This window comes from Rhizobium beringeri (genome assembly GCF_004306515.1).
Taxonomy (GTDB): Bacteria; Pseudomonadota; Alphaproteobacteria; order Rhizobiales; family Rhizobiaceae; genus Rhizobium; species Rhizobium beringeri.
Map to the genome: position 1 here is coordinate 158,259 of NZ_SILG01000004.1, position 16,809 is coordinate 175,067.

A 16,809-nucleotide genomic window follows, 5' to 3' on the forward strand; every position below is an offset into this window, starting at 1 on the left:
CATCCTTCAACGGACGCTGGTCCAATGCCTTAAGCGCTGTTCGAACGCCGGACGCCAAGCCCGAAACCAGATCGCTAGTGTGCAGTCTGGCGAAGCCTTGAGGAAGGTGGAGGTCGTTTACTTTGCCTAATCACAATTGATGAGGTGGGGAGGATGCTTAAGCCTAAATCGAGCAGAAACACATATCTTCGGCGCGACTCAGAGGCATCGCCTCGGGCGCGCTAGCCTTGAGAACCGCAATCCCTCGCGGCAGAGCCTTTATGCTCGCATCGCCAATTTTGCCGAACGACGATATTGACCGGCGTCGCCGCCTTTCGTTCGACAACTCGAAGCAGCGCCAGGGGTGCTGCACAAGGCCGTTCTCGTGCCAGATCTTGACGACCGAAGACGCCGCCATCTCAGCCACCTATGCGGCTTCAAGCTTGCACAGCAAGCGGCGAATCTTCGCGCGTCCCATTCAAAACCTGGGCGTGCAACACGGCCGGTTGCCCAAAGGATGCCGCCGGTAGAGCGAAAGGCGTAGCCTATACTCTCTCATTTTTCGACTACAATTCAGGGCCGCCTATCGAGCGGTCCTCATAGATTCGATTCTGATAATCTCGCGGGAGGTGCCTGCCATGTATCGCAACGCTCGTCGGTGGACCTCGCGCTCACTCCTGGTGGATTCGTTGATTCCCGCATGGCTGACCGTCGGCGGCAAGGGAAGGCCGCGCAAACCTGCCGAAAAGCACGAGGACAGTGCTCAACTTGCGGCTTCCGTGCAGACCGCGGATGGTATCAAATACGGTACCCTTGTCGACAATCCCCCCAACAACGCGGCGCTCGACGAACGTGACGCTGAACATAGAGTGGGCGTGATCGATGATCCGGACCCTCGGGCCGATATCACCCGCGCACCGCCGCCCTTGCCCGACGCTTTCGCAACAAATCGCGAAACGAGGGGTCGAAGCGGTGAGACTGCCGCGTCTGTTTTGCCCGCCCACACGTCTGGTTTTGCAGGTTTCGACCGGAACGCGAACGGAGTTGCATTCGGGGCTCAATCGTCCTTTTATCGCACCTCCGCTGGAATGAGCCTCATGGGCGATGATCCTTTGGCTCCGTATCTGCCGCAAAACCCTGCACCGACAGTTTCGGGGCAAAGTTCTGCTGCGGTGACGGGCGAGCGTGCTCACTCGGGCAAAGTGGTCATTCTCGAATCGAGCCCGTCGGCGCAGGCGACTGCGCACCAGGCTGGCGCTAATTCATTGGCATTTGGCATGCCCTTTGGTGTGTGCGGGTGCGGCTACTATACGTCCCCCACACGGATTCTCGATTGGGCTCATGGCAGCGGCCTGCTTCAGCAGGACGGTCAGTTGCCGGGGACCAAATTTACCGACGGGCCGGATTATGTGTCGACGATCAAGAAGGCCATCGGCGCCTCAGTCAGTGATCCGCTTCTCGATCGTGACGTATCCTCGTTCGCGGGCTGGCGCGGAACCGCAGAGTGGACGAACTCGGCGATCTCCAACGGATCATTGCCCGGCGGCGGAGAGCTGGGAACGGGAACCGGCACCAAGGGTATCGCTGTCCTTTCCGGCTCGGTGACGACGCCACCTCAACCTTCTGCGCAGCGGTCGTTGGCAACGCAAGGTGTGGCGGCCGCCGCGGTGGCGAGCAATGCGATCGTGCTGGAAAACCAGAAGCAGGGCAATCCGGAGAGCGAGTGGGGCATCGACAGTGCCAGCACCAACATCGAGGGGTTTGCGACCGACATCAGTGTCGACAACGGCAAGACGATCAGCTTCAAGATCAATACGAATTCCACCAACTATCGGATCGATATCTATCGGCTCGGCTATTATGGCGGCATGGGGGCGCGCAAGGTCACGACCATGCAGCATACCGGATTGCAGACTCAGCCCAATCCGCTGCGCAATGCCACGACCGGCACGGTGGACGCCGGCAACTGGGCCGTCTCGGCGTCCTGGACCGTACCTGATGATGCCGTCTCAGGCGTCTATATCGCCAAGCTCGTGCGTCAGGACGGCACCTTCGGCGAAAATCAGATTCCGTTCATCGTGCGCGACGACGCCAGCCACAGCGACATCGTCTTTCAGACCGCAGACGAGACCTGGCAAGCTTACAACGGCTGGGGTGGCGCCAACTTCTATGGCGGCAACGGCCCGGCGACGGGGCAGGGGGCGGGTCGCGCCTATGCGCTCAGCTACAACAGGCCGATTGCGACCCGCGACGGGGTCGGAACCTATGCCGGCCCGCAGGACTATCTGTTCGGCGCCGAATATGCAGGCATCTACTGGCTGGAACAGAACGGCTATGACGTCTCCTATCTCTCGGGCGTCGACGTCGACCGCTATGGCAGCCTATTGCTCAATCACAAGACCTATGTCGATGCCGGACACGACGAATACTGGTCGGGACAGCAGAGAACCAATGTCGAAGCCGCACGCGATGCGGGCGTCAATCTGATGTTCTGGAGTGGTAACGAGGTCTATTGGCGTACCCGTTGGGGCAATGCCTACAGCCCCGATGGAACACCTTATCGCACCCTGATCTCCTATAAGGAGACATGGGGCCCCCCGGGTACCAGCCTCGATCCTACCAACGAATGGACGGGCACCTTCCGCGATCCGCGTCTCAGCCCACCTGCTATCGGCGGCGGCAATCCCGAGAACTCGCTCACCGGCCAATTGTTCAAGGTCGATGACGTCGGCGGCAATCTTGGCTCGATCAAGGTTGCCTATGATGATGCCAACCTGCGCTTCTGGCGCAATACGAGCGTCGCAAACCTTCAACCCGGCCAGACGGCAACGCTCACCAAGAATTATCTTGGTTACGAGTGGGATGAAGCGCCTGATAATGGCTTCGATCCGGCTGGGCTCGTAAAGCTGTCGTCGACGACGCTACCCGTCAGCACCTACTTGCTCGACTACGGAAACACGACCGGCAATGCGACCGCGACCCACAATCTAACCCTTTACCGCGCCCCCAGCGGTGCGTTGGTGTTCGGCGCCGGTACGGTCTATTGGACATGGGGCCTGAGCGACAATCACGATAACGAAGCGACCCCCACCGATCCTCGCGTGCAGCAGGCAATGGTCAATCTGCTTGCCGATATGGGCATTCAGCCGGGGACGCTGCAATCCGGGCTTACCGCCTCGACTGCTTCGTCGGACAATGTTGCGCCGACCTCCGTTATCACCGTACCCGCCACGGTGGCCGCTGGATCCACCGTGACGATTTCGGGCACCGCTGCCGATACGGGCGGCGGGGTCATCGCCAGCGTCGAGGTTTCGACCGACAATGGTGCGAGCTGGCATCCGGCGACAGGCGATGAGAACTGGACGTACAGCTGGGTGCCGGCGATCGCCGGTACCTACACGATCCGGTCGCGTGCCGTGGACGACAGCATCAATCTCGAGACACCCTCGGCGGGGCGCACTGTCACCGTCACCGGGCCCACTTTTACATCTCTCTTCGGTGGCGCGACGCCGGCGGTCGTCAACACCGACGATACTGCAGCCGTCGAGCTCGGGGTCAAATTCCAGTCCTCCGCGGCGGGCACGGTGAGCGGTATCCGGTTTTACAAGAGCAGCCTGGATACCGGCACACATACGGGGTCGCTCTGGTCAAGCACGGGTACGCGGCTTGCGACCCTCACCTTCACCAACGAGACTGCCAGCGGCTGGCAGTCAGCTTCCTTCTCGAGCCCGGTGACGCTGACACCCGGACAGACCTACACGGCATCTTACCATACGAATGTCGGCAACTATTCGACGACCGCCAACTACTTCCTCTCCAATGTGACGAGTGGCCCGCTGACGGCGCCGGCGAGCGGCAACGGGGTCTATAACTATGGCAATAGCGCGTTCCCGACGACAAGCTTCGACCAGACGAACTATTGGGTCGATGTAATGTTCAATCCCTCGAACGCGAACAACACGACGCCGACGGCGGTCGCCGATGCGGGGAACGCGACGGAGAAGGGTGGCGTTGCCAATGGTTCGGGCGGCGTGGTTGCCAGCGGCAACGTGCTGACCAACGACACCGATCCGGATGCCGGCGACACCAAGACGGTGAGTGCGGTCAGCTTCGGCGCGACCTCAGGCACACTCGGCTCGGCACTGAACGGCACCTATGGCAGTCTCGTTCTCAATGCATCGGGCACCTATACCTATGCGATCAACGAGACCAATACCGCCGTGCAGGCGCTGCGCCAGTCGACCAATACGCTGAGCGATGTCTTCAGCTACACGATGCGCGACACCGCCGGCGCTACCGCCTCGGCAAACCTCACCGTCACCATCCATGGCGCCAACGACGCACCGGTGCTCGCCGTCCAGACGACGACTCAGAACGCCGCCGTCGGCTCCGCCTTCTCCTTCGTAGTGCCGACGACGACCTTCACCGATGTCGACAGCGGCGAGACGCTGGCCTACGCGGCAACGGCTGCCGACGGCACCGCACTTCCCGCCTGGCTCTCCTTCAATGCCTCGACGCGCACCTTCTCCGGCACGCCGACGACAGGCGGGACCTATGGTGTCAAGGTCACGGCAACCGACCTCGGGGGCCTTGCCGCCAACGAAACCTTCAACATCGCCGTGTCGGACGCGGGCAACACGACGCCGACGGCGGTCGCCGATGCGGGGGACGCGACGGAGAAGGGTGGCGTTGCCAATGGTTCGGGTGGCGTGGTTGCAAGCGGCAACGTGCTGACCAACGACACCGATCCGGATTCCGGCGACACCAAGACGGTGAGCGCGGTCAGCTTCGGTGCGACGTCAGGCACACTCGGCTCAGCGCTGAACGGCGCCTATGGCAGTCTCGTGCTCAATGCATCGGGCGTCTATAGCTATGCGATCAACGAGACCAATGCCGCCGTCCAGGCCTTGCGTCAGTCGACCAACACGCTGAGCGATGTCTTCAGCTACACGATGCGCGATAGCGCCGGGGCCACCGCCACGGCAAATCTGACCGTCACCATCCATGGCGCCAATGACGCGCCGGTGCTCGCCGTCCAGACGGCGACCCAGAATGCCACCGTCGGTTCCGCCTTCTCCTACGTGCTGCCGACGACGACCTTCACCGATGTCGACAGCGGCGAGACGCTGACCTATTCGGCAACGGCTGCCGACGGCACGGCATTGCCCGCCTGGCTTGCCTTCAATGCCTCGACGCGCACCTTCTCCGGCACGCCGACGACAGCAGGCAGCTATGGCGTCAAGGTCACGGCAACCGATATCGGCGGCCTCTCGACCAACGAGACTTTCACTATCGCCGCCGCGGCGGGGCCATCGACCTACAGCCTGTTCTCCGCCTCCAGCACGCCGGCCCAGACGAACCTCAACGACGGTCAGCAGCTCGAGCTTGGCGTCAAGTTCACGTCGAACGTTGCCGGGGATGTCACCGGCATCAGGTTCTATCGCAGCGCCAACGACAACGGTCAGAACGTCGTTGATCTCTGGACCGCGACGGGCACCAAGCTTGCCACTGCCACCTTCACCAACACCACGGCAAGTGGCTGGCAGACGGCGAACTTCACGACACCCGTCACCATTGCCGCCAACACAACCTATGTCGCCTCCTACCACACGACCGGCGCCTACGTGGCGACCGCCAATTTCTATACGACTGCCGTCACCAGTGGTCCGCTGACTGCTCCGGCAAGCGGCAACGGCGTCTACCGCTATGGCGGCTCCGCCACCGCAGGCATTTTCCCGAACGCCACTTTCAGCGCCACCAATTACTGGGCCGACGTGGTCTTTCGTCCCTCGAACGCGAACAACACGACGCCGACGGCGGTCGCCGATGCGGGGAACGCGACGGAGAAGGGTGGCGTTGCCAATGGTTCGGGCGGCGTGGTTGCCAGCGGCAACGTGCTGACCAACGACACCGATCCGGATGCCGGCGACACCAAGACGGTGAGTGCGGTCAGCTTCGGCGCGACCTCAGGCACACTCGGCTCGGCACTGAACGGCACCTATGGCAGTCTCGTTCTCAATGCATCGGGCACCTATACCTATGCGATCAACGAGACCAATACCGCCGTGCAGGCGCTGCGCCAGTCGACCAATACGCTGAGCGATGTCTTCAGCTACACGATGCGCGACACCGCCGGCGCTACCGCCTCGGCAAACCTCACCGTCACCATCCATGGCGCCAACGACGCACCGGTGCTCGCCGTCCAGACGACGACTCAGAACGCCGCCGTCGGCTCCGCCTTCTCCTTCGTAGTGCCGACGACGACCTTCACCGATGTCGACAGCGGCGAGACGCTGGCCTACGCGGCAACGGCTGCCGACGGCACCGCACTTCCCGCCTGGCTCTCCTTCAATGCCTCGACGCGCACCTTCTCCGGCACGCCGACGACAGGCGGGACCTATGGTGTCAAGGTCACGGCAACCGACCTCGGGGGCCTTGCCGCCAACGAAACCTTCAACATCGCCGTGTCGGTGCCCGGCAACACGACGCCGACGGCGGTTGCCGATGCGGGGGATGCGACCGAGAAGGGTGGCGTTGCCAATGGTTCGGGTGGCGTGGTTGCAAGCGGCAACGTGCTGACCAACGACACCGATCCGGATTCCGGCGACACCAAGACGGTGAGCGCGGTCAGCTTCGGTGCGACGTCAGGCACACTCGGCTCAGCGCTGAACGGCGCCTATGGCAGTCTCGTGCTCAATGCATCGGGCGTCTATAGCTATGCGATCAACGAGACCAATGCCGCCGTCCAGGCCTTGCGTCAGTCGACCAACACGCTGAGCGATGTCTTCAGCTACACGATGCGCGATAGCGCCGGGGCCACCGCCACGGCAAATCTGACCGTCACCATCCATGGCGCCAATGACGCGCCGGTGCTCGCCGTCCAGACGGCGACCCAGAATGCCACCGTCGGTTCCGCCTTCTCCTACGTGCTGCCGACGACGACCTTCACCGATGTCGACAGCGGCGAGACGCTGACCTATTCGGCAACGGCTGCCGACGGCACGGCATTGCCCGCCTGGCTTGCCTTCAATGCCTCGACGCGCACCTTCTCCGGCACGCCGACGACAGCAGGCAGCTATGGCGTCAAGGTCACGGCAACCGATATCGGCGGCCTCTCGACCAACGAGACTTTCACTATCGCCGCCGCGGCGGGGCCATCGACCTACAGCCTGTTCTCCGCCTCCAGCACGCCGGCCCAGACGAACCTCAACGACGGTCAGCAGCTCGAGCTTGGCGTCAAGTTCACGTCGAACGTTGCCGGGGATGTCACCGGCATCAGGTTCTATCGCAGCGCCAACGACAACGGTCAGAACGTCGTTGATCTCTGGACCGCGACGGGCACCAAGCTTGCCACTGCCACCTTCACCAACACCACGGCAAGTGGCTGGCAGACGGCGAACTTCACGACACCCGTCACCATTGCCGCCAACACAACCTATGTCGCCTCCTACCACACGACCGGCGCCTACGTGGCGACCGACAGCTTCTTCACCACCGCCGTCACCAACGGTCCGCTGACGGCGCCAGCCGCCGGCAATGGCCTCTATGCGTATGGCGGCTCCGCCACCGCAGGTCTCTTCCCGACCAGCACCTTCAATTCAGCGAACTACTATGCCGATGTGGTCTTCCGACCGCAGCTTGCCGCATGAAGGATCGGGGAGGTCGGGAACGGGATCGAAATGAGGCGCATGCGACGCAAATGCTTGCCGCGGCGACGGTCGCCCCGGACGTCCATATTCGAGGGATGTCGATGAACGGGATCGACCGGCTACCCGTGACAGTGCTCACCGGCTTCCTCGGCGCTGGGAAGACGACGCTTCTCAGCCACGTGCTGATGAATCGTCAGGGCCTGCGGGTTGCTGTCATTGTCAACGATATGAGCGAAGTGAACATAGACGCCAGTCTCATTCGAGACGGCGGCTGCAACCTGTCGCATACGACGGAGACATTGATTGAGCTCAGCAATGGCTGCATATGCTGTACCCTGCGCAATGACCTCCTGACGGAAGTACGGCGACTGGCGGAAGAGCGGCGATACGACTATCTGTTGATCGAAGGCACCGGCATTGCCGAGCCATGCCCTATCGCGGCAACCTTTTCTTTCCGCGACGAGAACGGCGTCTCGCTCGCCGATTTTGCCCGCCTCGACACGATGGTCACCGTTGTCGACGCTGCAAACCTGTTAGCCGACTACAGCAGTGCCGATCTGCTTGCCGACCGCGGCCTGCAGCGCGACGGTGAGGACCGGCGCACGCTCATCGATCTGCTGGTGGATCAGATCGAGTTTGCCGATGTTGTCGTGATCAACAAGATCTCGGACGCGACCGAAGAGATCCGCGCGGAAGTCCGCAAGATCGTTGCCGCGCTCAACCCGGATGCGCGCCAGGTGGAGACGGATTTCGGCAGCGTTTCTCTGGCAACCATCCTCAGTACGGGCCTCTTCGATGAAGCAAAGGCTGCCGCGCACCCGTTGTGGCACAAGGAATTGTACAGCCCGGGCGACCATGTTCCAGAGACGGAGGAATACGGGGTATCGAGCTTTGTCTATCGCACGAGGCGTCCCTTCGACCCGATGCGGTTTCGAGCCTTCCTAGACGAGCCCTGGCCGGGGGTGATGCGTGCCAAAGGCCACTTCTGGCTTGCTACGCGCCCGCGTCATGTGGGCCTGATGTCGGCTGCCGGCATCCAACGGCGCTGCGAGCCCATGGGTCTCTGGTGGGCAGCTGTGCCCCGGCAGGACTGGCCGAACCATCAGCAGTTTCGTCAGCATCTCGAGAGCCGGTGGGACAGCGCTTGGGGCGACCGTCGGCAGGAATTGGTTTTTATCGGCGTTGATATGGACGAGACAGGTGTGCGGACCGCACTGGACGGATGCCTCGCCAGCGCCGATCCACGCGACTGGGAGACCCTCGAAGATCCGTTTCCTGCCTGGTAGCACGGGCGGCGCAGGACAACGTAACCGGCTCGAGCAGCCGATCCGGCCCGGAATTTTTTCAACCAGCGTCAGCTACCTAGGACAGGACCCTTGCCCATCGTCACGGCTTGGTTCGGCAGCCATTTGCCAGGCGAGATATCTGGTCTCGCGCCCCCGTAAGTTCAAAGCCGGTGCTGTAATCTATCACACCGGCCTTGATGGCGAACATAGTGGCGAAATCAGCGCCAGATGTGAGGGCGGAAAGCAGCTTCGGATGCTTTGAGAGAACAATCGTTCGCCGATCGGGACTGTTCCCGTCGAGGCGGATCGTCTCTTTGTACCTCCCAATCTCGAAGCGCGCCAATCGCAGGCCGTTCCCACCAACAGTGGCATCGCCAATCTCGAAGATAAGACCGTTCTTGGCGTCGCACCGGACCATGTAACAAGCCTCGATGTCGCTCGCATCAATCATTGAGCATGTTCCGACCGCTCCGGCATGCGAACCGGTGAGCTTAACCCATGGAGCGGGCGGCTCGACTTCCTGTGTGAGCGCAGGCGATGCCGCAAGGCACGCGCCAAACACACACGCTGTCACGCCAATCACGCCTGCGACTGCCGGTCTGCTGAACCTCATCCTATCCTCGTTTTCCTACGACGTTGCGAGCCCAATAGCGTCTCGACTTGGGCGTGCTTGTCAAGGTCGATTGAGAGGAGACGCAGACCTTCGCCAACGCGAAACGGTGCGGCCGGTGGGCCGGGCATCTCTAGCCCGGAAAGGCTCTACCAGTAGCCGCAGGCAGCTCTGGGACTTTGTCGGCCGGTACACGTTGAGGATCATCATATCGGCGTAGGGGATACCTCCCTCATACCCCAGATTGCTGTCGTACATTCCCTTAGCAAAGGTGCCAGAATACACACCTTGCTATAGCGGTCGAAGGGCCGGCCGATGCGGGAGGGGACGCCGCTGATGCGGAGAATTCATGTCAGTAATCGTGAGTATTTGAGTACATTTGGTGGAGCGTTGAGTATCTGTCGTGCACCTTCAGCCTGGAGCGCAGTGCTGGGAACCGCGACGGTTGTATCTTCCACGAGTACCGATGGTTCCGTAAGCTTTGCCGGTAAGGGCAGCTTCGCCAATCCCGACGGCGGCGCCGTCCCGTCCTCCTACACAGGCAATATGATGCTGCTCGCCGCGTTGATCTCAGCTGGCGGCGTGCAGACTGCCTCGATTCCACCAACGACGATGCCGGCGCCTGCAGGCGACGGCAGCGCACAGGACACGTCCGCCAAGACGGCGTCGGTTGCGACGGTGTTGCAGACGACGACCAGGTCATCCGAGCGCACCGTGCTCGGCCCGGACCCGTACGAGGAGGCTGCGACGCTGCCTGCCGCGCCCGTGCTGACGGGTGTTACCAGCGATGCCGGCACGGGAGGCGCTACCACGCTGCCGGCCGATCCCGCCGCCGGCTCCGGCACGACGTCACTGCGCCTTCAAACCTCGACAGCCTCCATCTCGCTGGGGCCAAGCCAGGACGCTTCCGCCAATACGACCGCGGCCCCGACTGCGCTTGCGGCACCGGTGGCGGCGGCTGCAGCTGCTGCAACTGCTGCGACGCCCAACAAGATCGCGCTCGAGAACCTGAAGCAGGGCAATCCGATCAGCGAATGGGGTCTGGAGGGCGACGGCGGAGGCACCATCCAGGGCTTCGCCACCGAGATCAGCACGAATATCGGCCAGACGGTCGATTTCAAGATCGCCACCGATTCCACCCATTACCGCATCGATATCTACCGCATGGGCTATTATGGCGGGGACGGCGCGCGCAAGGTCGGCTCGATCGAGCAATCGCTGACCACGGCGCAGATCCAGCCGCATCCGATCGTCGACATGTCGCTCGGCCTCATCGATTGCGGCAACTGGTCGGTTTCGGCGAGCTGGCAGATTCCGACGGACGCGGTCTCTGGCGTCTATTTCGCCAAGCTGGTGCGCGAGGACGGCGTCGAAGACGCCAGCATCATTCCCTTCGTCGTGCGTGACGACGCCTCTACCAGCAATATCGTCTTCCAGACGTCAGACACGACATGGCAGGCCTATAATGCCTGGGGCGGCGCCAGCCTCTATTATGGCGAAGTGCCCGTCGACCCGGCAGACATGATCGGCTACCTGCCCCCGAACTGCAGCTGCGGCCTGCAGGCCATCGGCCGGGCGTCGGCGGTCAGCTATAACAGGCCGATCATTACCAATACGAGCCCGATCGGCGGCTCGCACGACTACATCTTCGGCGTCGAATCCTCTGCCATCTCGTGGCTGGAACAGAACGGCTACGACGTTTCCTATATATCAGGCGTCGATGCGGCGCGCAGCGGCGCGCTGCTGCTCAACCACGATGCCTATCTCTCCGTCGGGCATGACGAATATTGGTCTGCCGAACAGCGCGCCAATGTCGAGGCGGCGCGCGATGCCGGCGTCAACCTCGCCTTCTGGAGCGGCAATGAGTGCTACTGGAAGGTCCGCTGGGAAAGCAGCATCGACGGCAGTGGCCAGGCGTACCGCACTATGGTTTGCTACAAGGAAACCTGGGGCACGAGCACGGATCCGAGCAATGTCGGCACCGGTACCTGGCGCGATCCACGCTATGCCGATCCGGGGCAGCAGCCGGAGAATGCGCTGACGGGCACGATGTTCCAGGTGGACAGCTACCGCCAGGATACGATTTCCATCCCCTACGACTATTCGAACCTGCGCTTCTGGCGCAATACCGATGTCTCCCAGCTGAATGAAGGTGAAACCTACGATCTGGTGAAGAACCTGCTGGGCTACGAGTGGGATTCCGATGTCGAGAATGGCTTCCGTCCGGATGGTCTCATCAACCTGTCGCTCTCGTCGGTCTCGGTCGATACCTATCTGCGTGATTACGGCGCAACGGTCGGCTCGGCCGTCGCCAACCATAGTCTCACCATGTACCGGGCGGAAAGCGGCGCGCTTGTCTTCGGCGCCGGCACCGTCTTCTGGTCCTGGGGGCTGAGTGACAACCACCAAGGCCCGGCCACGTCAACCGATCGCAACGTGCAGCAGGCGATGGTCAACATGTTCGCGGACATGGGCATTCAGCCGACGACTTTGGATGCGAGCCTGATCCTTGCGACACAATCAACCGACACGCTGAAGCCCACCTCGTCGGTCACGTCGCCGATAGTCGGTGCAAGCTTCCTCGAAGGGCAGCATGTGACGATCACCGGCACGGCGCAGGATTTCGGCGGCGGCATCATTGCCGGCGTGGAAGTCTCGACCGATGGCGGCCAGCACTGGTTCAAGGCCACCGGCCGCGAGAGCTGGAGCTATAACTGGGTCGTCCAGGCAAGCGGAACCTACACGGTCATGTCACGGGCCGTCGACGACAGCGTCAATATGGAGGCGCCGTCGGCGGGCAAGCAGGTCACCGTCACCCTGCCAGGAACGACGGGCCTGTGGACGCTGGCGGACAAGCCCGCTGTCGAAACGGCGATCGATCGCGATTCCGTCGAGCTCGGCCTGCGCTTCCAAACGACGATCGCAGGTTTCGTAGAGGGCATCCGCTTCTACAAGGGGTTTTATAACATCGGCGACCATGCCGTCAGCCTTTGGAGCGCCGACGGAACGCGGCTGGCAACGGGTGTATCGGTCGGCGAGTCGCTCTCCGGCTGGCAGACGGTGCTGTTCTCCAACCCGATTCAGATTGCCGCCGGCACAACCTATGTGGCCTCCTATCACAGTGGCGGTTTCTACTCGCTGACGAACAATTATTTCACTGGTGGCACCTATGCCAGCGGCGCGGTGAAGGCCGTTGATGGCGGCGGCGTATTCGCCTACGGCACCACCGCCGGCACGTTCCCCGGCCAAAGCCCCGGCACCGGCACGAATTACTGGGTCGACGTGGTCTTCGATGCCGGCCCGAACAGCGCCCCCGTCGCGACCGATGATACGGGGCTAACCATCACCAACAACGATACTGTTGTCATCTCGATCGCATCGCTTGTCGGAAACGATACGGATCTCAATGGAGACGCGCTGACGATCTCGGCGGTCGGCAATGCCGTCAACGGCACGGTGATGCTCAATAGGCAGAACGGCACCGTCGTCTTCACGCCGACCAACAATTATTCGGGGCCTGCAAGCTTCACCTATACGCTGTCGGACGGGCGCGGCGGCACGGATCAGGGCAGCGTCAGCCTCACCGTTAACCCGGGCCCTTCCGGAGAGACACTGTTTACATCAAGCGAAGGGCCGACGGGCGCAAGCTTCAACGACGGCCAGTCGATGGAACTCGGCATGAAGTTCGTCGCTTCGTCGAGCGGCATGATTACCGGCATCCGCTACTACAAGGCGGACGGCGATAGCGGGCCCCATACCGGCTCCCTCTGGACGTCAGACGGAGCGCTGGTTGCGACCGTCAGCTTCGCCGACAGCGGATCGGTGAGCGGCTGGCAGACCGCGACATTCATCAACCCGGTGCATATCGCGGTCGGCACGACTTATGTCGCCTCCTACAGCACTACAGGCTCCTATGTGGCGACGGCAGGCTATTTCACGTCAGCCCATACCCATGGCTCGCTAACGGCGCTCGCCGGCGCCAACGGCGTCTACGCGGTCGGGGGCTCGGCATTCCCGACATCCAGCTACCAGTCGTCAAACTACTGGGTGGATGTCGTCTACAACCAGTCGACGGGCAACGCGGTGCCGGTCGCCGCCAATGACAATGGCTACACGACCTATTCCGACACGACGCTGTCGATTGCCGCAGCCAGCCTGCTTGCAAACGACACCGATGCCGATGGCGATCCGCTCAGCATCACCGGCGTCAACGGTGCGGTCAATGGAACGGTGACCTTCAACAGCCAGACCAAGTCCGTCATTTTCACGCCAACGGCGGGTTATGCGGGCGCGGCAAGCTTCTCCTATTCGATCTCGGATGGGCTTGGCGGAACGGCGTCGGCCACGGTTAGCCTGACTGTCGGCACTCCACCCGGCGGAGGTACGACGTCGAGACTGTTCAGCGGCGCCGACACGTCGGGGGTTGCCGGCGCCAATGACGCCAACTCGGTCGAACTCGGCGTCAAGTTCGTCGCTTCTGCAAATGGCCAGATCACCGGGCTCACCTATTACAAGAGCGCCCAGGATATCGGTACGCATGTCGGCTCGCTCTGGGCGGCGAGCGGCCAGCTTCTGGGCCAGGCGACCTTCATCAACGAGACGGCGAGCGGCTGGCAGACGGTTTCCTTCACCCAGCCGATCAATGTCACGGCCGGCGCCACCTATGTGGCGAGCTACCATTCGAACGGCTTCTATTCCGCAACGGCGAACTACTTCACGACGGACCATACGAGTGGCGCGCTGACGGCGCCGTCGAGTGCTGCGAGCGGCGGCAACGGCCTTTATGCCTATGGCTCGGGCAGCCTGTTCCCGACCGCTTCCTACAATGCGAGCAATTACTGGGTCGACGTACTCTATCAGCAGGGCGGCGCGCAGAATGCGGTTCCGGTCGCCGCTAATGACAGCGGCTTGTCGACCAATACCGGCACGCCGATCACGATCCAGGCCTCAGTGCTCCTGGCAAACGACACCGATGCCGATGGCGATCCGCTTGTCATCACCGGCGTCAGTGGCGCGGTCAATGGCTCGGTCGCATACAACGCCCAGGCCCAGACGGTGACCTTCACGCCGACGGCAGGCTATTCGGGACCGGCGAGCTTCAGCTACGCAATTGCAGACGGCAAGGGCGGCACGGCGTCGGCGCAGGTTGCGCTCGCCATCAACGGTGGCCAGACGGGAGGGCCGGAGCAGAACCTCTTTGCCGCCGATGCGACGCCTTCAATCGTCTCCGTCAACGACAACCAGCCGGTTAATCTCGGCATGAAATTCCAGGCCGATACGGCAGGCTGGATCACCGGCATCCGCTTCTACAAAGGGGCAGACAATACAGGCCCGCATAACGGCTATCTCTGGACCGCCTCGGGCACATTGCTCGGCAGCGTCAGCTTCAACAACGAAACGGCAAGCGGCTGGCAGACCGCGACGCTCACCCAGCAGGTCGAGGTCGCCGCGGATACGACCTATGTCGTTTCCTACAGCACCAACGGCAATTATTCGGCGACTGGCAATTACTTCAGCGCCGAAGTGACGAACGGCGACTTGAGGGCGCTCAGCGGCAACAACGGCGTCTATGCCTATGGCTCGGGCGGCTTGTTCCCGAGTGCCAGCTATAACAGCACAAACTACTATGTGGATGTAGCATTCAGACCGCAGCTCGCGGCGTAGAAGAAGCGAGCGGGGAGTACCGATGACGAGTGCAGACAACAGACTTCCGGTGACGGTCCTTGCCGGTTTTCTCGGCGCCGGCAAGACGACGATCCTCAACCATGTCCTGCGCAATCGCGAGGGCCGCCGGGTCGCCGTCATCGTCAACGACATGAGCGAGGTGAATATCGATGCCGATCTCGTGCGCGACGGGGGAGCGAACCTGTCGCGGACGGACGAGACGCTGGTAGAGCTGACCAATGGTTGCATCTGCTGCACATTGCGCGACGATCTCCTGAGCGAAGTACGCCGTCTCGCCACCGCCGGCCGTTTCGATTATCTGCTGATCGAGGGCACCGGCATTGCCGAACCGCTGCCGGTCGCAGCGACCTTCTCCTTCCGCGACGAGAGCGGGGCAGCCCTCTGCGACGTCGCGCGGCTCGACACGATGGTTTCCGTCGTCGATGCGGTTAATCTTCTGGCCGATTATGCAAGCGCGGAGTTCCTGAGGGATCGCGGCGAGAGCCGGGACGGAGACGACGAGCGCAAGCTGGTGGAACTGCTCGTCGAGCAGATCGAATTTGCCGATGTCGTGGTCATCAACAAGGCGCAGGATGTGCCGCCTGCAGCGCTTGCCGAGGTTCGCCGCATCGTTGCCGCACTCAACCCCGATGCTCGCGTCATCGAGGCCGGCTTCGGCCGGCTGAAGCTCGACGCCATCTTGGATACCGGCCTCTTCAGCGAAGCGAGAGCTGCCCGCCATCCGCTGTGGCACAAGGAACTCTTCGGTTGGGGCGACCATGCGCCGGAGACGGAGGAATACGGTATTTCGAGCTTCGTCTATCGCAGCCGCCGGCCGTTCGATCCCTCCAGGCTGCGGGATTTTCTCGACAGAAAATGGCCGGGCCTCATCCGCGCAAAGGGCCATTTCTGGCTGGCGACAAGACCCGACGAGATCGGCCTGCTGTCGATTGCCGGCACGCAGTGCCGCATCGAGACCAAGGGCTTCTGGTGGGCGTCCGTGCCGAAGGCGCAATGGCCGCGTTATCCGCAGTTCCGCCAGCTCATCGACCGGCATTGGGACGAGGTCTGGGGCGACCGCCGCCAGGAACTCGTTTTCATCGGCGCCGGCTTCGATGAAGACGCAATCCGCACCGCGCTCGACGACTGCCTGACCGGTGAGGAGACGGGCTTCGATCCGCAGACCGCCGCCGGGCTTCGGGACCCGTTTCCGGCCTGGCAGCACGCACATCCAAATAGTTAGAGCGTCCCAATGGACGTAAGACGCCCTAAGATGAAGACGTTTTGATTATCAACCGGAGGAGAGAACTATGAGCAACGAACTTTATGCAGATGGCATCGGCGAAATCACCATCACGGGTACGATCGTGCGCATCGACCTGATGTCGCTCTCGGCCACCGATCGTGACGACAACAACAATCCGAAGCCGGTTTTCCGCCAGCGCATCATCATGCCGGTCGATGCCTTCGCCAATGCGGTCGATCTCATGCAGAAGGCGCTTGGCGGGTTGGTCGAGGCGGGTGCGGTCCGTCGCATCGGCGATATGTCAACTGCGGCGGCTGCCGATATCCAGTCGGTGCAGCCCGGCGGTTCGAACGCCTCGCCGAACTTCAACTGATT

The 16,809-nt window shown here is 62.2% G+C and carries 6 protein-coding genes; 5 read left to right on the plus strand and 1 reads right to left on the minus strand.

Going from position 1 to position 16,809, the window contains the following annotated elements:
- Positions 1-617: 617 nt before the first annotated feature.
- Entirely contained in the window at positions 618-7,628 is a 7,011-nt protein-coding gene (locus tag ELH03_RS30385) for a DUF4082 domain-containing protein (RefSeq protein ID WP_130806856.1), read from the plus strand.
- A 101-nt stretch (positions 7,629-7,729) separates the two neighbouring features.
- The gene (locus tag ELH03_RS30390) at positions 7,730-8,914 is read left to right on the plus strand and encodes a GTP-binding protein (RefSeq protein ID WP_128409483.1); all 1,185 of its coding nucleotides are present in this window, start codon (positions 7,730-7,732) and stop codon (positions 8,912-8,914) included.
- Between the two features lie 100 nt (positions 8,915-9,014).
- Here the strand turns inward: ELH03_RS30390 and ELH03_RS30395 are convergent, their stop codons facing one another.
- Positions 9,015-9,365: a hypothetical protein gene (locus ELH03_RS30395; protein WP_233944075.1), complete on the minus strand. Its 351-nt coding sequence runs from the start codon at positions 9,363-9,365 to the stop codon at positions 9,015-9,017.
- Positions 9,366-9,839: 474 nt separating this feature from the next.
- Between ELH03_RS30395 and ELH03_RS30400 the strand changes: the two genes are divergently transcribed.
- From ELH03_RS30400 to ELH03_RS30410, 3 genes are all read left to right on the plus strand, one after another.
- Positions 9,840-15,188 (plus strand): DUF4082 domain-containing protein, encoded by a 5,349-nt coding sequence (locus tag ELH03_RS30400; RefSeq protein ID WP_130806857.1) that lies wholly within the window; start codon positions 9,840-9,842, stop codon positions 15,186-15,188.
- Between the two features lie 22 nt (positions 15,189-15,210).
- Positions 15,211-16,431: a GTP-binding protein gene (locus ELH03_RS30405; RefSeq protein WP_128409486.1), complete on the plus strand. Its 1,221-nt coding sequence runs from the start codon at positions 15,211-15,213 to the stop codon at positions 16,429-16,431.
- A gap of 67 nt (positions 16,432-16,498) precedes the next feature.
- Positions 16,499-16,807 carry a hypothetical protein gene (locus ELH03_RS30410; RefSeq protein WP_128409487.1) on the plus strand — a complete coding sequence of 103 codons (309 nt, stop codon included), beginning with the start codon at positions 16,499-16,501 and terminating at the stop codon, positions 16,805-16,807.
- Positions 16,808-16,809: the final 2 nt, after the last annotated feature.

Bases quoted from the DNA above. Each gene is read 5' to 3' on its own strand.
- ELH03_RS30390 (WP_128409483.1), top strand. From the start codon at position 7,730: ATGAACGGGATCGACCGGCTACCCGTGACAGTGCTCACCGGCTTCCTC.
- ELH03_RS30400 (WP_130806857.1), top strand. From the start codon at position 9,840: ATGCGGGAGGGGACGCCGCTGATGCGGAGAATTCATGTCAGTAATCGT.
- ELH03_RS30385 (WP_130806856.1), top strand. From the start codon at position 618: ATGTATCGCAACGCTCGTCGGTGGACCTCGCGCTCACTCCTGGTGGAT.
- ELH03_RS30395 (WP_233944075.1), bottom strand. From the start codon at position 9,365: ATGATTGATGCGAGCGACATCGAGGCTTGTTACATGGTCCGGTGCGAC.
- ELH03_RS30405 (WP_128409486.1), top strand. From the start codon at position 15,211: ATGACGAGTGCAGACAACAGACTTCCGGTGACGGTCCTTGCCGGTTTT.
- ELH03_RS30410 (WP_128409487.1), top strand. From the start codon at position 16,499: ATGAGCAACGAACTTTATGCAGATGGCATCGGCGAAATCACCATCACG.